Here is a 22,629-nt window from a genome sequence, read left to right as displayed (position 1 = left end):
ACGATCACCAGATGATTCACCGGCTCACTTTGACAATCACACCTTCATTCGGCCTCAGATGCGTCGGGCCCTCGACCTTGCCCGCCTCGCGGTCGAGGTAAGTCGACATCAGCCTGCTGCCGCTGCCCTGCCATTCCAACAATCTCGGCTCCCTGCAGAGATTGAGAGCGACCAGGATTTCGGTTTCGTCGAGGGTTCGCGCGAACCAGAAGATGTCGTTGTGCGCCCGCCGAGGGCGATATTCACCGTGCGACAGGCATCGCTCCCTGCGCCGCAGGGCGATGAGCTCTCGGTAGAGATTCAGCAATGATCGCGCGTCGCGCCGTTGCGCCTCGATGTTGCGCGAACGATCTTCGCTGAGCGGCAACCATGGCTCGCCGGTGGTAAACCCGCCGCGCGCGGTATCGTCCCAGCGCAATGGCGCACGCTCGGGATCGCGATTGAGATCAAATCCCTTCACCAGCTTCTCGAACGGGTCCTGAATTTTCTCGGGCGGAATCTTCACCTGCTCCGATCCGATCTCATCGCCGGCAAACAGAAACGGTGTGCCACGGATCGTCATCAGCAGCATCGCCAGAATTCTGGACTGAGCCTGGCCGAGCTTGCTCGCCACCCGATGCTTGTCGTGGCCGCCGATCACGAAGTCGGGCCAGGCGCCATCCGGGATCGCATTGAAATAGGCATCGATCGTCGCCTGCAGCGCGACGGCATTCCATTCCGTGTCCAAAAGCGCGAAGTTGAGCGGTAGATGGAGCCGCGGCTTGCTGTTGCCGTAGAAATGGCCGATGCGATCGGTCTTGCCCTGCACCTCGCCGCAGAGCAGCCTCTCGTCATACTCGTCCAGAACGTTCCTGATATACTCGATGCAGCGCATGGTTTCGGGACGGTCATCGGTGAAGACAGGCGTATATTTCTGCGGCGGGGGCGTGTTGCCGTCGGCCTCGGGATCGGCTGGATTGTCGCGCAGAAGCTCGTCCTTGATCAGCACGGCGCTGGCGTCGACGCGAAACCCATCGACGCCGCGGTCGAGCCAAAAGCGCATGGTGTCGGCCATGGCCTGGCGGACCTGTTCGTTTCGCCAGTTCAGATCGGGCTGGCTGGTCAGAAACGAGTGGTAGTAGAACTGCCGGCGCGCCTCGCACCATTCCCAGCCGCTGCCGCCAAAGCGGCTCAGCCAGTTGTTCGGCGGGCCGCCGTTCGCTCCAGCTTCCGCCCATATGTACCAGTCGGCCTTCGGATTATCTCGAGAGGTGCGGCTTTCCTGAAACCAGGCATGCTGATCGGAGGTATGGTTAGGGACGAAATCGAGAATGAGTTTGATGCCGGCTTCGTGCAACGCACGTACCACACGTTCGAAATCTTCCATCGTGCCGAAGCGGGGATCGACCGCAGAGAAATCGGCGATGTCGTAGCCGAAATCCTGCATCGGGCTCTTGCAGATGGGCCCAAGCCAGACGGCGCCGACTCCCAGCCATTGCAGATAATCGACCCGTTGCAGCAGGCCGGGAAGATCGCCCTGACCGTCGCCATTGCTGTCCTGAAAAGAGATCGCCGCAATCTCGTAGATCACCGCATTGCGCCACCACGCGGCGTCGCGCGGGCTTGCAGGCTTGCTCGAGATTTCCTTCCTACGCACGCGTGCAGCAAAGCTCCGTTCAAGCGCTAAACGCGAGGCTTAAATGGTTGTTCCTATCAGTTCCCCGTTCCGAAGACATCAGAGCTCGATGACGAGACCCTCGTCTCCACGCAGCGCAAGGCTGTCGGTTGTCGCTTCGCCGTCCCGGTCTGCGCCAGTCGACACCAGAACTTTTCCGCTGGCGCCTGGCTCGAAGGTGAGAACCTGCGGCTGGTCTGTCAGGTTCAGGGCGATGAGCAGCTTGGAATTATCGAGCTCCCGGTAATAGACTAACAAATCCCCATCGAGAGCGTACGACCGATACGAGCCAAGCGACAGCGCGGGCGTTTCCTTGCGAACGCGCAACAGGCGGCGGTAGAGATTCCAGATCGAAACGGCATCCTCGCGCAGGTTCGCGACGTTGTTCGATCGCCAATTGTCCGAGAGCGGCAGCCACGGATCGACACTGCTGAAGCCGGCATTCTGGGTCCCGTCCCATTGCATCGGCGTCCGGCAGCCGTCCCGGCCGATGCCGATCCCCGGCACGTTGCGCTCGAAGGGATCGCGCACGCGATGCCGGGGAATATCGACCTGAGGCATTTCCAGTTCATCGCCATAATAAATTGTAGGCGTTCCCCGCAACGTCAGCAGGAGCATGGCAGCGACGGCGGCCTGCCGTTGCCCCACTCTGCCGGCAACACGCGGCCTGTCGTGGTTGCCGAGCACCCAGTTCGGCCACCCGCCTTTCGGCAGAGCGCCTTCATACTCCGTGATCAGCGCCTGGAGATGCTTTGCGTCCCAACGCGCACTAAGCAATGCGAAATTGAACGGCAGGTGCACCCCGCCGAGATTCCTGCCGTAGTAGGCAACCAGGCGCTCGACCGGCAGGTATATCTCTCCGATCAACAGTCGATCGGGAAACTCGTCGATCGTCCGGCGCAACGTCGCGATGACGTCGTGGACCTCCGGCAGATCGGTGGTGTAGAGCGGGACCAGCGCTTCATTCGGCGGCCTGCCCGCGTGGTAGTTTTGGTTGGGCGGATTGTCGCGAAACTGCCTGTCCTTGATCAAATGCCAGATGACGTCGACGCGGAAGCCGTCGACGCCCTTTCGCGCCCAGAAGCGAAGCACGTCATGCATCGCTGCCACGACTTCCGGATTTCGCCAGTTCAGATCGGGCTGGGAATTCAGGAATGCATGATAGTAATACTGGCCGGTCGCCGCATCGAATTCCCAGGCGCTGCCGCCGAATTCGGACAGCCAGTTGTTGGGCGGACCTCCGCCGGGGGCCGGATCGCGCCAGATGTACCAATCGCGTTTCGGGCTGGTGCGCGAGGCACGGCTCTCGACAAACCACGCATGCTGGTCGGAAGAATGGTTCGGGACAAAGTCGAGGATCACCTTGATCCCGTGCGCATGCGCCTCGGCAATCAGCCGTTCGAAATCAGCCATAGTGCCGAAGATCGGGTCGACATCGACGTAGTCGGAGATGTCGTAGCCGAAGTCTTTCATCGGCGAACGGAAGATCGGCGAAATCCAGATCGCATCGACGCCGAGTTCGACCAGATAGCGCAGCCTCCGGGTGATGCCGTTGAGGTCGCCGATCCCATCGTCATTGGTGTCCTGAAAGGACCTCGGATAGATCTGATAGATGACGGCGGATTCCCACCACGGCCTCGATCCATTCATGCTGTCAATCGTTCCGATGCGAGGACCACGTAGCCGGGCCGCGAATGATGGTGCCGAAGGACGGCGAAATCTTCATGACCGCCAGCCGCCGGCGTCTTCGCGACAACAATTCATCGGGGTAGCTGCGGTTCCGAGCCGCGTGACCGATGCCAACGCTGGAACCTTCGTTTCGGTCAAACGTAAAAATCAGGGAGGACTGATATGACGGAACAACAGATCTTTGCCTTGCTGCTGGGCGAGGCGGCGATGGCCGTTTGGGGCGATATGCCGCGCGACATCCAGGAAGCGCTGTTCGAGACCGCGATGCGCGACCGCGAGGACCTGCGCCATGGCCTCGCCTGCCTGCTGCATGAGCGTCATCCCAGGACTCAACACCCGGCGAAACCGGCGTGACGGCGAGCACCCCCTAATCCGCGAACGCGACATCGGCGATGACGGGCAGATGGTCCGAGCATGTCCGGGCCTTGCGGTCGGTCCAGGCCGAGCGGATCATCCCATCGCGCGTGACATAGATCCGATCCAGCCGTAGCAGCGGAAAACGCGACGGGAATGTCCGCAACCGCGTCCGAACCGGACAGGTCTGGGCGAGTACGCCCCGCACCGATCGGACCCAGAACCAGTCATTAAAATCGCCGAGCACGAACGTCCGCTTCGGCTGCACCAGATCAACCAAGGCATGGGCCTGCGCGTGTCTTTCATGGATGCTCAAACCGAGATGAGTGGCAACGACCGTCGTCTCGCCCACATTCGACCGGATGCGCGCCGAAATAGCTCGGCGTGGCTCCCGTTCCTGATACGAGACGTCGACCACTTTCGGCGGCTCGAGGAAAGGCCACTTGCTTAGCAGCACCTGTCCGTAATCGCCGTCCTGCGTGACGATCGAACGGGCATCTATGCTGTGGTCTCCGACCGCTTCCGCCAGCCGGGCAAAGGGATCATCGGTGCGTCCGCGCGAATCGACTTCCTGCAGCGCGACCACGTCTGGCGACCAGTGCCGGATGACCGAACAGACGCCATCCAGATTGAATTTCGGATTGAGGTGGAAGATGCCGTGAACGTTCCACGTCATGATGCGAAGCGTAGCCATCACGTTCTTCGCCCCGCCAGCCAGGTCACCAGGAACTGCACGCCGAGGCACACCGCGATCCAGGCGAGGATCGCCAGTGACAGCAGCAGCGCATTGCTCCAAGAGGCGTTTCGCGCCAGATCCGCGATCTGCGCGCCAAGCGCGGCCATAACAGCGATTCCCGGCGCCATGCCAAGCACCGTGCCGAGCATGAAATCGCGCAGGCTCAACTTGCTGGCACCCGCCACCACATTCACGATCGAAAACGGCGCGATCGGCACCATCCGGATCATGGCAACCGCCACAACGCCCTTGCCGATGATGCGGCTCTGAACCCGGGCGGCCCGGCGCCCCAGCAGCCGCTGCAACCGCGCCTGACCCAGCACGCGGCCGATCGAAAACAGCGTGAGCGCACTGAGCAGCACGCCGGCTCCGGCACTTAAGAAACCTATCCACGGCCCCAGCGCCGCCGACGTCGCGGCGATCAAGACCAGCACCGGAAACACCACGAGCCCGCCGAGGACAAAGGCGGCAATCGCGAATAGCGGCGCGAATTGCGACCGCGCCGGTTGCGAGATGATCGAGGAGACGAACCCGACATCAGTGAAATCGCGCAACGATGTGAATTGCCAGGCCAGCGCGAGGCCGGCGAGCGCCGCGGCGAGACCAGATACGGCCAAAATGGTTTTTGCCGTCCACATGCGATTGGCGGCGCGGTCGAGGTGAAGCGGTTCACTGGGATCGGCAACGGGTTGCACCACGATCGCCATGCCGCCGACTGACGCGGCCGAGTCGATCGGCTGCAACGATTTCGCAGCCTCGTGCTGCGCCAGGCGATCGAGAAATCCGAACAGGTCGGCTTCGTTACTTTCGATTTCCCGTTTATCGACGCCGCAGAAATGGCCGATCAGACTGCGGCGAAGCCCGGCGATATATTCACAATGCGCGTCGGACGTGGCCTCGAAGGCCAGATCGCATTCGGTGTCCGCCCCCATCGAGCGATTATTGAGGTTGGCCGATCCCACGCGCAGGATGTGATCGTCGACGATCATCACCTTGCTGTGCACCATGATCGCGGCCGCCTGCTCGGCATCCCGCGTCGATGGATAGAGAAAGCGGACCCGATCCATGACGGCTCCCGCCACGAATCGGGCAATGAATCCACCGCGCCCGCTCTGCATGGCCTGCGATTCGAGCCAGGACGAATGCATCTTCGGCGTGACGATCAGAACGCGAAGCTGCGGCACGTCCAGCATCCGCTGCACCAGGAGGCGCGCGATCTCGGTGGCGCTGGTGAACTGGTTCTCGACGTAGATGAAGCGGTCGGCCGCGTTGATGGACGCTTCGAACAGCCGCGCGACTTCGTTCACGCCGCGTCCGCTTGCGCTTGCTATCTCGGTTCGAGCAATGCCTGCCGTCATGCCCCGGCATTGCACCGGGACCGAGGCCGGCCAGCGCTCGCCGGTGACCGCTATGGATTTTTCGATCGTGCAGCCGGCGGCGCGCCACCTGTTCTCCGCCACTTCCGTCAGGCTGGCCGCAGCCTCGCCATCCACCATGCACTGCACGTCGTGAAACGGCGGATAGGGTTTGCCGTCGGGATCGACACGAAGCGGATGACGGAGTTCGTGCGCGCTGGTGTCCCAGCGCCGGATCGTGAGGTCGAGACCGCCGACGAAGCCAAGCGCACCGTCAATGACGACGATCTTCTGATGCTGTGCTGAGCCCAAAGGAAGGCTGGAGTCGAAACAAAAACGAAGCCGGTCCGACGCATGCGCGGTGAACTTGGCGACTGAATTCCACTCCCGCTCCGCGGCGTAGAGGGCCGGGAAATTCCAGATCAGGATGTTGATCCGCAGCTCGGGCTTCGCCTTCAGCAGCGCCTTGAGAAACGCACCAAGCTCTTGCGGATAGCCATCGTCGGCATACCCGGAAGGTCCGACGAACCGGGTCTGGCTGTGGATGTCCCAGCCGATGATGTACACCTGCCGCGTTGCGAGCAGCAGCGCTTCCCGCAAAGCGGCGAAATATGCGGCCGCATCGTTGAGGATTGTCAGCCGCCCTGCCTTGCACCTTCTCCAGACGGTTTTGCCAGGAATGAGGATGGATGAGGTTTGCAGCAGGCGGCACCTCGGCAAAACATGAGACGCTATGCGGGATCACGAACCAATGTTCGCCCGACGACAAATCAACGCCTTGAAGGCAGGACGGTTCCAGCCGGGCGGAACTTGCCGCCGTTCCTCCGCCTTCGGCCGATCACCGCCTCGCGCGTTCGCGCGGATTGCCTCCGTCAGTGAGAACCCCGGCATCGCGCTCCGGCCCGGGTGGGAGATTCTTCTTCCTCGACCACGGGTTCAATGTAGGTGCTGTGCAGCGATGTCGGCGACTTGAAACCGTCGAACATGACGCGGACAGTGCTGCGCTAGTGGCCGGAGCCGATGATGACCCCTTCCCGGCGGGCGAGATTTGGGCATCGCGCCGCGCCGAGCGCGCTCATCCTGACGCGTTTTCGTTCGGCCAACGGCATCCGATTCTGGCAGCCCCTTATGACATCGTGTTCTCGGGCCAGCCGCCTTCATCGATGTGCCGGTGATGAAATGCGTTCGTTCTCGAATGAATGGCGGGAAATCCACCGGCGCACCATACGGTTGACGAATGGTGGTGTCCCGGAGGTCTTCGCGACGGTCAGCCAACGCCCGACCCATCGATGAAAAGGCTTTCGTTGTTCGACCAGCTGCAGACCAGGTCCCCCATCAGGGCGAGAACGAATGTGCGGCGATCCGCGGAGGCGGGAGCCGCGGCAGCGAGCAGGTCGAAGTCCGGTTTTGGAGGCAGCTTGCTGACCAACATGGCAATGTGTCCGCAGATGCAGGTCGATTCATTCGATCGTAACGGCCTCGTCGCCAACGACGTGTATTTCGAAAGATATACTAGCGTATGGGAAGCTGCTTTTCTGCAATTGCTGCAGGAACGAAATGTCGCTTTCTCGCTGCTATCTTGCTGTAGTTCCCTCGTTTTCGACGACTTCTTGTCACAGCTGCGACTATTGGCATTCAATATTGGCATTCCCTTTCAACAAGAGTAAACTCTTGTGCCACAATTAAGATATTAGTGATCTGTTTCATAGCGACCCGGAAGGGCCCGAATGAACCTATCGATAGTCACAAGACGTAATGTAAGGGGCGCGTTATGTCGGTCCCATTCAAGAAGACTGTTTTCCTCATAGACGCGAAGGCCTTCAGACGAGCTCGAGCCGAGAGCTTCCTAGGTCCGTGGGCGAAGAACGAAAACGTCGAGCTGATTTCGCTCAATCCTGGCGAAGCGCATGCGAGGCTTGTCGAACGCACCGAATGCGACATGCTGATCTACAGCGTCGGCACGCCCGCCCCCCACGAGGTATTCACCGAGATACAGGTGCTACATACCCTTCGGCGGGACGCGGCACTCGCTATTATCTCCGACGATGAACATCCCGCCACCGTTCTCGCCGCGATCCGTTGCGGGGCCCGGGGCTACTTCAGCAATTCCATGGCGCCCGAGCTTGCGTTGCACGCCCTTTCGTTCGTCCTCCATGGCGGCACTTACTTTCCGCCGACTGCCATCCTGGCCAGCCAGACCTTCAGCCCGCCGGCGCACGTAACCCAGGAGCAAGCGTTTCCGGGATTTGAACAACAGACGCAGGCGCCCCCTCTCGGGCCGGAGGACTCCCTTTACGACCAGCAAGGCTCCCTTTTCGACGACAGGGCGGCCAACGGGCAGCGCGACCATGGCTTCAACGGCGCGCGCCATGCCCCCGAGTTTACGGAGCGGCAGCATGCCGTTCTCGCTTGTCTCTGCCAAGGCGACCCCAACAAGGTGATCGGTCGCAAGCTCGGCATGACCGAAACGACAGTGAAAGTCCATGTCCGCGAAATCATGCGTAAGCTGGGCGTGAGTAACCGGACCCAGGTCGCAATCGCCGCGGCGCGCGTCTCCTTGGACCGCCCCATCGAACTGATTACTCCAGATCCACCCATGACGGTCAGGTCGTCCATATCTCACTAGCGATGAGGTTTGGCACTGCGGGCCGGCCGCCATTGCACCATCCTGGATCGGCAATCGGGCTCCACAAGGAGCGCCTGGAGCGGATGTGGGATCATGGGTGCAAATCCTTCCGATGTAGGGGCCACTAAAGAACATGGTACTGCGGAGGCTTTCGCGCTCCCCGTTCCGTTCTCGTCGCTCCTGCCGGGATAGCGGAAGCAAGCAACTCCGAAGGATGGGTTGGGCCTGGTGGGCCTTCGCCATCCGCCGGTCTGTCCGGCGGCGGGCCCTCGTTGCCGAAGCCGGCTGTATCTCATTGCAATCCTGTCATATATGATTACCATCATATAATAGCGATCGAACAGGAGAACCCACAATGGCCACAAGTCCCGATCCCGTCGTCATCCTTTCCGCCGCCCGCACGCCGCTTGGCCGGTTCATGGGCGAATTGTCCCCCTTCAGCGCGCACAGGCTCGGGGCTCACGTGATCGGCGCGGCGCTGGAACGCGCGAAACTCGCGCCGGAGCGGATCGAGGAGGTGTTCATGGGCAACGTGCTGCCGGCTGGACAGGGCCAGGCGCCGGCGCGCCAGGCTGCGCGCGGCGCCGGACTGCCCGACGCCACCGGCGCCACCACGGTCAATAAGGTGTGCGGCTCCGGCATGAAGGCGACCATGCTGGCGCACGACATCATCAATGCCGGTTCAGCTTCGATCGTGCTATCCGGCGGCATGGAGAGCATGTCGAACGCGCCCTATTTGCTCGCCAAGGCGCGCGGCGGCTACCGCGCAGGCCATGACCGGATCATCGATCACATGATGATGGATGGGCTGGAAGATGCCTACGAGACCGGCCGCTCGATGGGGGACTTTGGCGAGGCCACCGCGGAGGCCTATCAGTTCACCCGCAAGGACCAGGACGCCTACGCGATGGAGACCTTGACCCGCGCGCGCAAGGCGGTCGAGGGCGGCGCGTTCAGGGCCGAGATCGCGCCGATCACATTGTCCGAGAAGGCGGGTCCTCGTGTCGTCGCCAATGACGAGCATCCGCTCAAGGTGGACCCTGCCAAGATTCCCGGATTGAAGCCCGCGTTCCGCAGTAGCGGCACGATCACGCCGGCCGCTTCCTCCGCCAATGCCGACGGCGCCGCCGCGCTGATTCTCGCAAAACGCTCGCTCGCCGATCGCGACGGGCTGCCGGTGCTCGCAGAGATCAAGGGCCACGCCACCCACAGCCAGGAGCCACAGTGGTTCACCACCGCGCCGATTCCGGCGATCCGCAAGCTGCTCGACAAGGTCGGATGGACTGTCTCCGACGTCGACCTGTTCGAGATCAACGAAGCGTTCGCGGTGGTGGCGATGGCGGCGCAGAAGGATCTCGGCATTGCCGCCGAAAAGCTCAACGTCAATGGCGGCGCTTGCGCGCTCGGCCACCCGATCGGCGCCACCGGCGCGCGGTTGATCGTGACGCTGCTGCATGCGATGGAAGCGCGGAACCTGAAACGCGGTGTCGCGGCATTGTGCATCGGCGGCGGAGAAGCGACCGCGATCGCCGTCGAGCGCATCGTACGCTGATCCGGTGAGCATTGATGTTATCGTCGAAATCCTCGCTGCCGTTTGCGGCGGCATTTGAAACTGCAAACGGCACGAGCTCCGGAATTGCTGCGGCTAGTCGACCCTGCTCCAGGGAGAGGCGTGGCGACGGCACTTAGGAACCAACCATCGCAACCACGATTGAACATTTGGGTGGCTGCGAAGGGTGTTGTCCTGTGTCTGAGACCGCGGCGAAGGCGCGTCACCAACCTCGGAAAGATGGCAAGCGTCGCGGCTTCATGCGCGCGATCGGCCTCGGCGTAGTCACGGGGGCCGCCGACGACGATTGCTCAGCCATCGGCACTTACGCCAGCGCGGGCGCTCAATTCGGCCCCGCGCTGCTTTGGACCGCACCCGTCACCTTCCCGATGATGTTCGCTGTCGTGTATCTGTCCGCCAAACTTGGGCAGGTGACGGGACGCGGTCTCTTCCACGTCATCAAGGAGCACTACCCCGGCTGGATCCTGTGGCCCGCCTTGATCGCCGTGCTGATCGGTAACACCATCGAGGCGGCCGCAGACCTCGGCGGCATGGCCGCCGCGCTGAACCTGTTGATACCGCTGCCCATCCCGTGGATCGTCATTGGAGTAGCCGCGACCATTCTCGCCGTCCAGATTTGGGGCTCCTACCAGCTTATTCGCAATATTTTTCGGTGGCTGGCTCTCGCGTTGTTTGCATATGTCGGGTCGGCCGTCCTCGCCAAGCCCGATCTCGCGGAAGTGCTACGCGGCACGTTCGTTCCCACGATCGAATTTTCACGCGAGTTCCTGTCCATTCTGGTTGCGATTGTCGGCACCACGCTTTCCGCCTACCTCTACACTTGGCAATCGAATGTCGAGGTCGAAGAAGAAATCGAACAAGGGCGCACCAAGCTGGAGCAGCGGGAGGGCGCAACATCCGACGAGCTGCGCCAATCCCGCATCGATATCGTGGTCGGAATGCTGTTCTCCAACCTGATCATGTACTTCATCATTCTCTCGACCGGAGCAACACTTCACAAAGCGGGAGAAAAAAATATCGAGACGGCCGCCCAGGCGGCCGAAGCATTACGCCCTTTGGCAGGAGATGCCGCGGGGCTGCTTTTCACCGTCGGAATCATAGCTGTCGGCTTTCTTGCGGTGCCCATCATGACGACCGGCGCCGCTTATGATCTCTGCCAGGTGCTGGGGTGGAAGAGCAGCCTTCACGCCAAGCCGAAAGAGGCGGGGAAATTCTATGCGCTGATCGCATCCTTTACGGTGATCGCGGTCGTCATGAATTTCCTCGGCTTCAATCCAATGAAGGCACTGGTTTATTCCGGCATCGTGCAAGGCTTTTCGACACCGCCATTGCTGCTGTTCATCATGCTGATGACAAGCAGCCATGCGATCATGGGCGACAAAACCAACAGCACCTGGACGAATCTGCTGGGTTGGGCGACAGTGGCGGTGATTTTTTCGGCAAGTGCAGGTCTGGTGGTTTCCTGGTTCTTGTGAACGAGCTCGTGCCCGGCAACCGCTTAGAGCAATGCATCGAGGCGCGATGAGACCGATCAAACGTCAGGCTCTCTTCGGGTGCAAGGTCAACACCGAGCGCGAAGCTGCCTGTGCGCGCATCACCTCCTCAATGGCAGCCACGAGCGCCGCCTGGTCGAACGGCTTGGTAATGCGTGGCAGATGAGGCTGCGCGGAGCCCAGAAGCTCGGCATATCCTGTGCAGAGCACCACGGGCGTGCCGGGACGCTCGGTGGCCACGGCCTCGGCAAGTTGTAGTCCGTTCATCCCCGGCATGGCGTAATCGGTCACGACGATGTCGATCTTCGGCATTCGGCGCAGAAGCTGGACAGCCTCCTCGCCGGAGCGCGCCTCGATCACGGCGTGGCCGAGATCATCGAGCATCGCAGCGACGCTGTCGAGGACGAGAAGGTCATCATCGACGACCAGCACGGAAAGGGGTCGGCTGCTGCGCGGCGCGGAGCGCGACGGCTCCGCCGCATGGGCCACCTCCACCTCTTCGTCCGGAGCGGCAGGCAGCCAGATCTCGGCCGTGGTCCCCTCGCCGATGCGGCTCTTCAGCAGCAAGACGCCTCCGGACTGTTCGGCCAGTCCTTTCACCATCGAAAGGCCGAGACCGGTTCCCTTACCGACCCCCTTGGTCGTAAAGAACGGCTCCTGGGCATGCTTGAGCGTCTCCTCGTCCATGCCGCCCCCGGCGTCGCTTACCGAGAGCGCGACATATCGTCCCTCGGCAAGGCCATCGATGGCATGCTCTTCGCGTGCGGCGATGCTGATTGTCCCGCCGCTCGCCGTCATTGCATCGCGCGCATTGACGGCGAGGTTGAGGATCGCGAGCTCGAGCTGGTTGGCATCGACCTTCACCTTCGCGAGCTCGATCGGAAAACGGGTCTCGACCCGGATGGCTGGATCAAACTTCAGGAGAGCCGCCATCCCACGCACCAGTTCCGGGACATCCACGATGACGGGCTTGAGGTCCTGCTTGCGCGCGAACGCCAGCATGCGCTGGGTCAGCGAGGCACCGCGCAGCGCCCCCTGGATCGCGTTGTCGAGCAGCCGGTGAATCCTGGGATCTTCCGGCTGGAGGCGCTTCTTCGCCAGTTCGAGACTGCCCAGGATCACGGCAAGTATGTTGTTGAAGTCGTGGGCGACGCCGCCGGTAAGCTGTCCGACAGTCTCCATCTTCTGCGATATCACGAGTGCGTCGCGCGTGCGCTCCAGCGCCTCCTGGGACCGGCGGCGTTCCGTCACATCGCGCACGATCTTGGCGAAGCCGACGGCCTCGCCATGCTCGTTTCGCACCACGCGTATGGTCGCCTCGGCCCAGAAGCGGCTGCCATCCTTGCGAACGCGCCAGCCCTCGCCTGCCGATTTGCCTTCCCGCTTTGCGTCCAGAAGCACGGCATCGGGAACTCCGGAGTCGCGGTCCTCTTCGGTGTGAAGGATGGCGTAGTGCGTCCCGACGATCTCGTCGCCATAGCCGATCAGCCGGCGCGCGCCGAGATTCCAGTTTGCCACCCGTCCCTCGGGATCGAGCATGAAGATGGCGTGATCGGCCACGCCCTCGACCAGCAGGCGGAATTTCTCCTCGCTTCGCCTGAGTGCCTCGGCTTCGCGATCGGCACGTTCTGCCGAGGCGCGGTCGTACACGGCCGCGGCGAGCCCGATGACGAGGACGACAATCGTGGTGCCGGCGACCAGGAATGCGAGCGGCGCCTGCCCCACCGCGCCGTGCGCTGCGCGGCCAAGGACGGCGTCCGCGGGAACGAAGGAGGAGCCCTGCATGGCGGCGTAGTGCATCCCCGAGATCGCCACGCCCATGACGACCCCCGCCGATACGCGCTCGAGCACGCTCGTCATGTGAAAGGCGAGGCGTAGCGCAATGATGGACGCGCCGATCGCAATGGCGATGGAAAGCACGACCCAGACGGGATCATAGTGGATGGAAGCCGCCATCCGCATGGCGCTCATGCCGGTGTAATGCATGCCGGAGATCGCGAGCCCCATGCCAATGCCGGAAATAACGAGCGCGTTCGACCGCTGACTTACGACGACGAACGCGGCTGCCGCGACCAAAATAGGAAGGGCAAGCGAGAGGAGCGTGAGGAGCGGATCATAGGAGATTTCCACGCCGGGCAGGCTGAACGCCAGCATGGCGACAAAATGCATGGACCAGATGCCGCCACCCATGGCGACGGCCGCAGCCCCGAGCCAGCCCAGGCTGGCGGAGCCGGAAGCAGCCCGCATGCGAGTCGCAAGATCCAGCGCCGTATAGGAGGAAAGCGCGGCGATCAGGACTGACAGCGCGACAAGAACGGGATCATGTGAGCCTGGATGGTGATGCATTCCGTTGACGACGCAGGGAAAGCATCTCAATAGCACCGATTTTGCGACCGTGCATTGTTCCCGCGCCGAATGGCGATCCCTCGAAGAAGCCAATTCGGCGGAGAGCCTGGCTGGGGCGGGAGGGATCGAACCTCCGAATGGCGGAATCAAAATCCGCTTGATTATTCAATCATTTCAGGGCGCATTTGGAAAAAAGCGCAGAATTTCACTCTAGCAACATCAATAGCTTGGCAGTTATTTCCAAATGAAAGCGACCTTGCGAGACGAACCAGTCGCCGAAGTACCGGCCGCAACTTCCGTACTCAGTCTGCAAGCAGAGCTTGGCCTTTCCGGCAGTTATAGCGCGACGCCGGGCCGATCCGGGCAAATGCCGATCGCCATGAACGAGCGAAGCAGGTTCAAATCCCGGAGGTGCACTTGGCGCGCTCGGTCGCGTCACACGCGGATTTTCCTCTACGGCTCATTTTGCTGGCGCCGCGATCGTCGTGGCCTCGGCCGGCGGAAGGCACGCGGCGAGCATTGATTTTGCAACACCATCGTCCGGAAAGGCTCTCAGGATGTCGTCGTAGCGGGGGGCGGCGTGATCCAATTCGCCTCGCTCGAAGTGCAATGAAGCTTTCAACGTCAATTCGCACAGTCTCACCGCATCGTCCGATGCCTTCAGCTCGGGATCATCGCTAGCCCTGATGCCTAAAAGCTCGTAGATCATGAACTCCCGCTTGCGACCTTTGACCTGAACCTTCTTGATCGGCCTTGCCACGATACTTGGCCCGATGGCCTCGACCACGCTGTCACTGATGCAGATCGCGGTACCGAAGGTCTTGTTGATGCCTTCCAGGCGGGCCGCGACGTTCACCCCGTCTCCCATCACCGTGTAGCTCAGCCGCTCGCTGGAGCCGACATTGCCGACCAGCACATCCGCGCAATGCAGGCCGATGCGGAGATGCAAGGACGGTCGCCCCTGCCTGCTCCAGTCCACGTTGATCAGTTGCATCCTTCGCATGGCGCGCATCGCGCCGCAGCAGGCACGCAGCACGTGGTCGTCGCGATAGACCGGAGCGCCCCAGAACGCCATGATGCCGTCGCCGATGAACTTGTCGACGGTGCCGGACTCCTCGGCGATCGCGTGCGAGACAGCTTCGAAATAGACCGAGAGCTGTGCGAGCAGATCGTTGGGCGCCATATGTTCAGCGAGACCGGAAAACTCCTCCAGGTCGGTGAAGAGCACGGTCAGGAAGCGCTCTTCGACGCCGAGCGTCAGCGGGGTTCCAGTCTTGATCAGCTTGCGGACCACGTCCAGTGGCACGAACGAAGAGAATGAGCGCAGCGAGGTCTCGAACAGCGAAACCGCGGTTTGCAGCTCCTTGATCTCCTTGATGTTGGATGATGCCGGGGCCGCGTGCGAGAACGTCAGATCCTCGACTAGCCGCAATTCCCGCGACACGCCTTCGATCGGGCGCGACAATCGCCGCGAGAACACGTAGATCAGCAGCAGCTCGATGCCAGTCAGTGCCGTGATCAGCACGATCATCTGGCGGTTCGTTCGTTTAAGGGTGCCGACAAAGTCGTCGGTCGGCGTCAGGGTGATGACCTCCCACGGCTTGCCGAAACTGCCCGGAAACGGCGTAAACGACGCGCTGATTTCTTCGCCGTTCTGCGGCGAGCGGAACAGGAAGTCGTCGCTGTTTGTCTCACTGTGCAGCCGATAGGCTTCGCGCACGTTTTCGTCGGCAATGGTGTCCAGTTTAGCAATTTCCACTCTGTTGTCCTGCTTTCGGACGATCTTGTGCAGGTCTGGCGCCGCGATGATCGTCCGGTTGGCCGGATTGGCTATTAGTGTCGTGCCACGAGCACTGGCGCGGTGACTGGTGAGAAACCGCGACAGCACATTGAGCGTGATATTCGCCGAGGCACAGCCAATGAATGCGCCGTCTTTGACGATCGGAAATCTGACGGAGATGATGGGGTAGCCGGTATCCGGATTGATCGAGGGCTCCTCGACGATCAGCGCCCTGACCTCCTTCGCGGCTTGGTACCCGGGCAAAGTCCTGATGTCGAGTATGGTATCGACGTCGTAATTGCCCACGATGCGAGGCCAGGCATCGAAGAAGGTGCGGTGCCGCACGCGCCGTGGGGATCCAGCAAAGCTGTCGATATAGCTCGAATGCCAGTTCGCCGACGCTGGAATCTTGGAGTCGGCTCGCCTGCGGTCGTCATCGATCCGGGTCACGACCCGATGATAGCCGTCCTCCAGGCTGACATAAACCGCATCGATCTGCGGTGCCGACGTGAGCGCCCGATAGAGTAGCTCCCGGCTTTCTTCCTGCTTAAAAGTCGTGGGATCCTGCGCGGCGACCGTCGCGAGCAACTCGAGCGTGGCTGCAACCGGATTGATGAGGTTTCCTGCGTCCTCGATGCTGGCCTGCTTGGTTTTGGTCACGACGTCGTTCAACGTCGCATTGATCGCTGCGGAGTTTTGCTGGTAGTTGTAGACCAGGATGAAGATCAGCACGGGAATGCTGAGAAGGACGAACAATCCCGACATCACCCCGCTAAGCCGCAATTCGCCGAACACGCGAGCATTCCGGCGGTAGCCGATCAAGCCCAGTATGGAGACAATTGCCAGCGCAAGCAGACCCCATAGCTGCGGCTCTTTCAGCTGTGCTCGCCACCCTCCATCGTCGGACACATAGATCAGCCACTCTGGAAGCTTCGCCTCGTTCAACATTCCAATGTCGACATAGGCCTGGGCGATGGCCTTCCAGCGCTCGATGCTCTGATGGCCAATCGGCATGAGATGCGGCCGAATCAGCAGTTCCGTCCGCGCCGCTTCGAACAGCAGCGCCTTCCGATCTTTTTGTGTGGAGTAGTTGCGTCGTATCAGGTCGACAATCTCCTCCTTGTGGGCGAGCGCATAGGCCCAGCCCTTCAAGCTTGCAGCGCGAAACGCCCGTACCCGCTCGGGATGCTTCGCTACCTGCTGCTTCGAGGTGCAGAGATTGTCGCCGTAAAAATCGAAGCCATAGGCGCGCGGCGAGAAGAACAAATATGGCGTGCCGTACTCTTCGAAAAGATAGGGCTCGCTGGTGCTGTAGGCCACCATCGCACCTGCCTTGCCACTGAGCAGATCACGCGGATCGCCGGCGTGGGTGACGCGAGGCAGGCTCGCGTAGTCGACCCCTTCGTGCTTCAGCATCGCCGCAATGTCGTCGCTACCGGAAGCATCCATCAGGCGGTGCCCCTTCAACTCAGAGACCACATGGATGCCGGCGCGGTGCGGCACCAGGATGATCGCTGCAGAGTGCTGAAAGATCACGCCGAGGACGACGTTGTTCGCACGCATGGCGCTGTTGACGAGTACGCTGGTCGTGCACACGCCGAAGTCGGCAGCTCCTTTGGCCACCTCGGCGCCCGCGTCGACGCCGGGGCCGCCCTCGCGAACGTCGACCTCCAAGCCGCTATCCCGATAGAATCCCTTCTCGACCGCGGCGTAATAGCCCGCGAACTGGAACTGATGTTTCCACTTGAGTTGCAGCGAGACTTGATCGAGCGCGAAGGCCGGCGCGAGCGAAAAAAGCACAAGCCCTACCATCAGGCAAAACGCGAACACGACGCCGCGCCCCTGACACAATCTTCGCGCTGCGGACATGTCGAGCTCTATGCTCATATGTCAGCCGTTCGCAGGCAAGGCCCGTCGATTCAGTTTTGACGCAATTCAAGATAGTGATTGCAGTTGGTAGCTTATCAAGCTTCGGTTGTCCTTCAAAGTCATCCTTGGCTTTTCAATTGGGCAGGAGTCCTTACCAAGCCGGGCTCGCGTGGAACGTAGCCCTGCAGCAAAAGGGTAGCTCTGAGTGCTTAGTACCCAAGTCAGTGTTTCCGGCCCAAACCCTCTGATCGAGTGCAGTCACTTCGCGGACTATCGTGAGCCGCAGTGATGAGAGTACCAGCCATTCGGGTCGCGACAGCCGACACAAGCCAAATCTTCTCGAGGCGGCCCCGCTCCACCGCATCACAAGCTTCAGCCGAAGAACTCCACGGCGCCCGTTTCGAGGTTGTACATGGCGCCGGTGATCTTGATGCTACCCTTACTCTCCAGCTCAGCCAGAACGAGGCTGTCTTTGCGGATAGCGGCCACGGTCATCTCGATATTCTTGCGCGCAACGGCATCCACGAAGGCGTAGTTCTTCGCCGAGCGCTCGCCCGTATAGGCTGTTGCCTGAACTGCGGGTTTGATCTTGGCGAGCAATCCAGTGAGATTGCCCAACTCGGCGTTATCGATGGCGCCCGTGATTGCACCGCAGGCGGTGTGACCCATGACAAGCACGACTTTGGCACCCGCCAGTTTGCAGGCGAACTCCAGGCTGCCGAGAATATCCGCGCTTTCAACGTTACCCGCGACCCGATAATTGAAAATATCGCCGATGCCGAGGTCCATGATGACCTCGGCTGGCGCACGCGAATCGATGCAAGAGAGCAATGCTGCCGCGGGATATTGTCCCGAGGCGCTTGCCTTCTGTTCGCGAAGATAGTTGCGCTCTTTCCTTTCGCCACTCCGGAAGCGCGCATTTCCGCTTTTCATGGCCTGGATGATTTGGTCAGGGGTCAACTTGTCGCGCAGTTCTTTTGTAAGAGCGTCCGCGCGGGCGTTATCCGCGAAAAGCACGCCCCCACCGCCGAATGCGGCTGCGGTCGCTCCGCTCGCGATCTTCAGAAAATCCCGGCGGCCGAAACAACTGCAGCCCTGATGATGTCCTGACTTGTGATCCACCGGCATCCCTCTCTCCAAAAAATTGCATTTTTGAACAAATGCGGCGAGGCGAAATACTAACCCAGGCCCATGACACCGACAAAGCGCGGAGCGAGACCAAGATGCAATCAGCATGGGGTAGGTACGTTCCACTTACATATCGGACGTGGCCCAAATCGCACAATCGGAAGTTTAATCCATTTTACCGCTTGCCCCGCACCACGAGAGATTGCATCATTGAGCGATTGGTCGGTCCCCTTGAGGGGTAGCCCGATGAAATGCGTTCAACAATTTCTGTGTCCGGCCTTTTTCCGTCGTCGAGCATTTTCGCCGCGAGCCGCGGCCATGATCGTCGTCATGGCCGTTCTGGGGTCGATCGATCCTGCGAGCGCGGACGAGGACGGGATCAGCTTCTGGCTGCCAGGAACGTTTGGAAGCCTGGCTGCGGTGCCGACCGTACCCGGATTATCCGCCGTATCGACCTATTACCACACGTCGGTGACTGCGGGCGCCAACGTCTCGGCTGCGCGTGAGATCACGATTGGCCAATTCACCCCGAGCGTCACCGCGAACCTTGCGGCGAACCTCAAGGCGACCGGGGATCTGCTCCTCCTCACTCCAACCTACACGTTTGCAACGCCGGTTCTGGGAGGACAGGCGGCCGTGAGCATGACCGGCGTTTTCGGGCGCACAAGCACCTCAATTAACGGAACGCTGACGGCGATGGTCGGCCCGTTCACCTTCATGCGATCCATCAGCAACAGCGACGAGCTTACGAGCGTCGGCGATCTTTACCCGATGGCGACGCTGAAATGGAATCAAGGCGTCAACAATTTCATGGTCTATGCGAGAGGAGACATTCCGGTGGGCGCCTACGATGCGAGCCGCCTGTCCAATGTCGGCATCGGCCACGGCGCCATCGACGCCGGCGCGGGCTACACATACTTCGACCCGACGAAAGGCCATGAGCTTTCGGCGGTCGCGGGGTTCACCTACAACTTCAAAAATCCGACCACCGACTACCAGAGCGGCGTCGACTTTCATCTCGACTGGGGCGCGTCTCAGTTCCTGTCCAAACAGGTTCACGTCGGGCTCGTCGGATATCTGTACGAGCAGGTAGGATGCGACAGCGGCGGAGGCGACAGGATTGGCTGCTTCCGATCGCGCGTAGCCGCCGCGGGGCCTCAGATTGGATACATCTTTCCGGTTGGCGAGATGCAGGGATATCTCAACCTGAAGGGATATTACGAATTCGCCGCCGACAATCGACCGCAAGGCTGGAACGTGTGGCTCTCCTTCGTGATCTCGCCGCCGACACCCGGTGCACCGCCGTCGCGAGCTCCGGCGGTGTACAAGTAGCGTTCGTAGCTGGAGCGCATCAAGTGCGCATCGCCATTTTCGTCGATAGACCCTTTTCCGATTGCCGATTGGAGGCGACCACTCATTGAAGGGCGCGGAGAGACCCGCGCCGATCGAGCCGTTGCGGAGGCTCTACTTTGATACTTTGATCACTGCGGTTCATCCTAACCCTGCGACGAGCGGCCATCCGATTTGGGCGTCACAAACAATGGTGTGCGACAGGAGGACACTATGGGCGTTGACAAAGTTGCCGGCAATTCGAGCCTCGAGACGGACGATGTGGTCCACCTCGTGAATCGGCGCAGTCTTCTTTTGGCAGGCACCGCGGCGGCCGCTGCATCCACATTTGGCGTCATCCCAACAAGTGCCCAGCAGTCGTCGGCTCAAGCGGTTGCCTCCGCACCAGATCACTATCACCCCAAGGGCAAGCCGCCCTCAACTCACACCATCAACATTCAGAATGCCCTGCGAAATTCAATGCCATTCGACGACAAGCTCGATTTCGAGGAGGCAAAAAAGGGCTTCATCGCGGCGCCGCTGTACCGGCAGATCAAAGCGGAAGCCGGCCACGTTGCCTGGGACATTGGGAAATACGATTTCCTGCTTCAGGGAAAGGACTTTGACAGCATTCATCCCTCACTGCAACGCCAGGCAATCTTGAACATGGGCTACGGGCTCTACGAGGTGGTGCCTGGTGCGATCTTTCAGGTGCGTGGCTTCGATCTCTCCAACATCTCTTTCATCAAGTCGAACACCGGTTGGATCATTTTCGATCCGCTTACCGCCAAGGAGACCGCGAAGGCAGCCCTCGAGTTCATAAATGAGAGGCTTGGCAGCCGCCCAGTTGTTGCGGTGGTCTACTCGCACGCCCATGGAGATCATTTCGGCGGAGTTCGGGGCGTAGTGGATGAAGCTGACGTGAGGAGCGGGAAGGTCAAGATCATCGCTCCCGAGCACTTTCTCGAACACGCGGTCTCGGAAAACGTCATGGCGGGGAATGCCATGACCCGGCGCATGGCTTACCAGTATGGTGCAGTTCTGCCCGCAAGCGCCTATGGCCACGTCGATCAAGCGATCGGCAAGACGACCGCGGCGGGTAGCGTCGGCCTGATTGCGCCAGATATCGAGATCAAGCTGCCGTTCGAGGAGCTAACGATAGACGGCGTTGCAATGGTTTTTCAAAACACGCCGGGCACCGAATCGCCAGCAGAGATGAATACCTATTTTCCGCAATGGCGCGCATTCTGGTCGGCAGAGAATGTGACAGCGACAATCCATAACATCTACACGTTGCGCGGCGCGATGGTGCGCGATGCCCTTGCGTGGTCAAAGCACATCAACGAGGCGCTTTGGCGCTTCGGCCAGGAAGCCGAGGTCATGTTCGCCTCCCACTCCTGGCCGCGCTTCGGCAACGCCCGCGTTCAGGAGGTTCTGCGCGGGCAACGCGATACATATGCTCACCTGAACAACTACGTGCTCTTCCTTGCCAATCAGGGCGTAACGATCAGCGAGGTGCACAACGTCTACCAAGCGCCGAAGAGCCTGCAGAACAAATGGTACGCGCGTTCGTATCACGGTTCTGAGTTTCACAACTCGCGTGCGGTTATCAACCGCTATATCGGTTACTGGGACTGCAATCCGGCTACGCTGACGCCGCTGTCACCATCGGATTCAGCCCCGCTCTATGTCGAGATGATGGGCGGTGCGAGCAGGATCATGGCCAAGGGTCGCGAGCTCTTCGATCGAGGCATGTACCGCCATGGCATGGAAATCATCAACAAGCTCGTCTATGCCGAACCGAATAATCAGGACGCCAAGGATTTGCTCGCCGATACTTTCGAGCAACTCGGCTATCAGTACGAATCTCCCAGTCTGCGCAACAGTTTTCTGGCCGGAGCGAAAGAGTTGCGTGACGGGTATCAGCCTGGCGCGAAACTGAAGTCTTCCGGTCCGGATGTCGTTCGCGCCATGACCACTGGACTTTTCCTGGACTTCCTGGGCGTGCGTGTGGACAGCAAGAAGGCCGAAGGCATGAAGTTCATCATCAACATCGATATGCCGGATGTTAACGAGCAATACCTTGTCGAGATGAGCAATGCCACCCTTACAAATATCAAAGGACGGCAGGCCAAGAACCCTGATCTCACCATGACTCTGAACCGCTCTGATCTCGAAACAGTCATGGCGGGACAATCAAGCTTCGACGCTCTGGTTTCTTCAGGAAAGGCGAAGCTTAGCGGAGATCTCAAGGCGCTAGCTGACTTGCGCTCGGTTGTGGTGCAGTTCAATCCTGCCTTCCAGCTTATGCCCGGCACAGTGAAGGGGGCGACGCCGCTCCAGAGCGCACAGGTTGATCCCTTCGAGCAGCCCGAGCCAGAATTCTTGGCCGAATAGTCCCGATCGGGCGACGCTCTTTTTGCCCGCATTTGGCGGCCGCGCGATGCGGGAGATCAGATTGGGTGAAGTCCCATTTGCGGCTGTCTGTTTCCGGGTGCTTGGACGCAATTACGATGCTGCGGTGGTCTCCGCCGGCTTCATAGGCTTCAGCCTCGGCGCGACCCCCACGGCCATGTCCAACATGAATACGGTGACCCAACGTTATGGTCGATCGCACGTAGCATTCCTCATCGTGCCCCTTGTCGGGCGTTTTTCATCGATGTTGTGAATGCGCTCGTGGTCCGGCTGTTCCTCGCAGCC

At 60.7% G+C, this 22,629-nt stretch carries 15 protein-coding genes; 7 read left to right on the top strand and 8 right to left on the bottom strand.

The genetic code is table 11. The annotated features are described in order from the left end of the window. Positions 1-16: 16 nt before the first annotated feature. Together HCN58_RS02230 and HCN58_RS02225 are read right to left on the bottom strand one after the other, a co-directional pair. On the bottom strand, positions 17-1,636 hold the full coding sequence (locus HCN58_RS02230; protein ID WP_311966759.1) for an alpha-amylase family glycosyl hydrolase: 1,620 nt from the start codon (positions 1,634-1,636) through the stop codon (positions 17-19). Between the two features lie 78 nt (positions 1,637-1,714). After that, a complete protein-coding gene (locus HCN58_RS02225) occupies positions 1,715-3,304 on the bottom strand; it encodes an alpha-amylase family glycosyl hydrolase (RefSeq protein WP_171577725.1) in 1,590 nt (529 codons plus the stop codon). Positions 3,305-3,505: 201 nt separating this feature from the next. Between HCN58_RS02225 and HCN58_RS02220 the strand changes: the two genes are divergently transcribed. Then, positions 3,506-3,697, top strand: coding sequence for a hypothetical protein (locus HCN58_RS02220; RefSeq protein WP_171577724.1), 192 nt, complete (start codon positions 3,506-3,508; stop codon positions 3,695-3,697). A gap of 13 nt (positions 3,698-3,710) precedes the next feature. Here the strand turns inward: HCN58_RS02220 and HCN58_RS02215 are convergent, their stop codons facing one another. The 3 genes from HCN58_RS02215 to HCN58_RS02205 all read right to left on the bottom strand — a co-directional run bounded on the left by HCN58_RS02215 (position 3,711) and on the right by HCN58_RS02205 (position 7,220). Then, positions 3,711-4,391 (bottom strand): endonuclease/exonuclease/phosphatase family protein, encoded by a 681-nt coding sequence (locus HCN58_RS02215; RefSeq protein WP_171577723.1) that lies wholly within the window; start codon positions 4,389-4,391, stop codon positions 3,711-3,713. Continuing rightward, entirely contained in the window at positions 4,391-6,388 is a 1,998-nt protein-coding gene (locus tag HCN58_RS02210) for a VTT domain-containing protein (protein WP_235983301.1), read from the bottom strand. The genes HCN58_RS02215 and HCN58_RS02210 overlap by 1 nt, the downstream gene beginning before the upstream one ends. Positions 6,389-7,055: 667 nt before the next feature. Continuing rightward, complete coding sequence (locus HCN58_RS02205; protein WP_171577356.1) at positions 7,056-7,220, bottom strand: hypothetical protein; 165 nt, start codon at positions 7,218-7,220, stop codon at positions 7,056-7,058. A gap of 339 nt (positions 7,221-7,559) precedes the next feature. On the opposite strand from HCN58_RS02205, the gene HCN58_RS02200 reads away from it, so the two are divergent. The 3 genes from HCN58_RS02200 (at position 7,560) to HCN58_RS02190 (ending at position 11,459) form a co-directional block, all read left to right on the top strand. After that, on the top strand, positions 7,560-8,414 hold the full coding sequence (locus HCN58_RS02200) for a response regulator transcription factor (RefSeq protein ID WP_235983300.1): 855 nt from the start codon (positions 7,560-7,562) through the stop codon (positions 8,412-8,414). Positions 8,415-8,769: 355 nt separating this feature from the next. Then, on the top strand, positions 8,770-9,966 hold the full coding sequence (locus HCN58_RS02195) for an acetyl-CoA C-acyltransferase (protein ID WP_171577722.1): 1,197 nt from the start codon (positions 8,770-8,772) through the stop codon (positions 9,964-9,966). A gap of 257 nt (positions 9,967-10,223) precedes the next feature. After that, positions 10,224-11,459, top strand: coding sequence for an Nramp family divalent metal transporter (locus HCN58_RS02190; RefSeq protein WP_171577721.1), 1,236 nt, complete (start codon positions 10,224-10,226; stop codon positions 11,457-11,459). Between the two features lie 63 nt (positions 11,460-11,522). On the opposite strand, the gene HCN58_RS02185 is transcribed toward HCN58_RS02190, so the two are convergent. The 3 genes from HCN58_RS02185 to HCN58_RS02175 all read right to left on the bottom strand — a co-directional run bounded on the left by HCN58_RS02185 (position 11,523) and on the right by HCN58_RS02175 (position 18,600). Next, on the bottom strand, positions 11,523-13,823 hold the full coding sequence (locus HCN58_RS02185) for an MHYT domain-containing protein (RefSeq protein ID WP_171577720.1): 2,301 nt from the start codon (positions 13,821-13,823) through the stop codon (positions 11,523-11,525). A 460-nt stretch (positions 13,824-14,283) separates the two neighbouring features. Continuing rightward, complete coding sequence (locus tag HCN58_RS02180) at positions 14,284-17,472, bottom strand: ABC transporter substrate-binding protein (RefSeq protein WP_171577719.1); 3,189 nt, start codon at positions 17,470-17,472, stop codon at positions 14,284-14,286. Positions 17,473-17,844: 372 nt separating this feature from the next. Continuing rightward, complete coding sequence (locus HCN58_RS02175; protein ID WP_171577718.1) at positions 17,845-18,600, bottom strand: carbonic anhydrase family protein; 756 nt, start codon at positions 18,598-18,600, stop codon at positions 17,845-17,847. 318 nt (positions 18,601-18,918) lie between these two features. Between HCN58_RS02175 and HCN58_RS02170 the strand changes: the two genes are divergently transcribed. From HCN58_RS02170 to HCN58_RS02160, 3 genes are all read left to right on the top strand, one after another. After that, complete coding sequence (locus tag HCN58_RS02170) at positions 18,919-19,932, top strand: SphA family protein (protein WP_171577717.1); 1,014 nt, start codon at positions 18,919-18,921, stop codon at positions 19,930-19,932. A gap of 231 nt (positions 19,933-20,163) precedes the next feature. Further along, positions 20,164-22,326, top strand: coding sequence for an alkyl/aryl-sulfatase (locus HCN58_RS02165; RefSeq protein ID WP_171577716.1), 2,163 nt, complete (start codon positions 20,164-20,166; stop codon positions 22,324-22,326). Between the two features lie 61 nt (positions 22,327-22,387). Continuing rightward, complete coding sequence (locus HCN58_RS02160; protein WP_235983299.1) at positions 22,388-22,597, top strand: sodium/glutamate symporter; 210 nt, start codon at positions 22,388-22,390, stop codon at positions 22,595-22,597. Positions 22,598-22,629: the final 32 nt, after the last annotated feature.

The organism is Bradyrhizobium australiense (assembly GCF_013114825.1).
GTDB classification, from domain to species: domain Bacteria; phylum Pseudomonadota; class Alphaproteobacteria; order Rhizobiales; family Xanthobacteraceae; genus Bradyrhizobium; species Bradyrhizobium australiense.
Note: the sequence above shows the minus strand (reverse complement) of the source record. Positions and strands in the feature narration are given on the sequence as shown.

What these genes read in the sequence shown, in the direction of transcription:
- HCN58_RS02225 (WP_171577725.1), bottom strand. Translation starts at nt 3,304, where the DNA reads ATGAATGGATCGAGGCCGTGGTGGGAATCCGCCGTCATCTATCAGATC.
- HCN58_RS02220 (WP_171577724.1), top strand. Translation starts at nt 3,506, where the DNA reads ATGACGGAACAACAGATCTTTGCCTTGCTGCTGGGCGAGGCGGCGATG.
- HCN58_RS02215 (WP_171577723.1), bottom strand. Translation starts at nt 4,391, where the DNA reads ATGGCTACGCTTCGCATCATGACGTGGAACGTTCACGGCATCTTCCAC.
- HCN58_RS02205 (WP_171577356.1), bottom strand. Translation starts at nt 7,220, where the DNA reads ATGTTGGTCAGCAAGCTGCCTCCAAAACCGGACTTCGACCTGCTCGCT.
- HCN58_RS02200 (WP_235983300.1), top strand. Translation starts at nt 7,560, where the DNA reads ATGTCGGTCCCATTCAAGAAGACTGTTTTCCTCATAGACGCGAAGGCC.
- HCN58_RS02195 (WP_171577722.1), top strand. Translation starts at nt 8,770, where the DNA reads ATGGCCACAAGTCCCGATCCCGTCGTCATCCTTTCCGCCGCCCGCACG.
- HCN58_RS02190 (WP_171577721.1), top strand. Translation starts at nt 10,224, where the DNA reads ATGCGCGCGATCGGCCTCGGCGTAGTCACGGGGGCCGCCGACGACGAT.
- HCN58_RS02185 (WP_171577720.1), bottom strand. Translation starts at nt 13,823, where the DNA reads ATGCATCACCATCCAGGCTCACATGATCCCGTTCTTGTCGCGCTGTCA.
- HCN58_RS02180 (WP_171577719.1), bottom strand. Translation starts at nt 17,472, where the DNA reads ATGTCCGCAGCGCGAAGATTGTGTCAGGGGCGCGGCGTCGTGTTCGCG.
- HCN58_RS02175 (WP_171577718.1), bottom strand. Translation starts at nt 18,600, where the DNA reads ATGCCGGTGGATCACAAGTCAGGACATCATCAGGGCTGCAGTTGTTTC.
- HCN58_RS02170 (WP_171577717.1), top strand. Translation starts at nt 18,919, where the DNA reads ATGATCGTCGTCATGGCCGTTCTGGGGTCGATCGATCCTGCGAGCGCG.
- HCN58_RS02165 (WP_171577716.1), top strand. Translation starts at nt 20,164, where the DNA reads ATGGGCGTTGACAAAGTTGCCGGCAATTCGAGCCTCGAGACGGACGAT.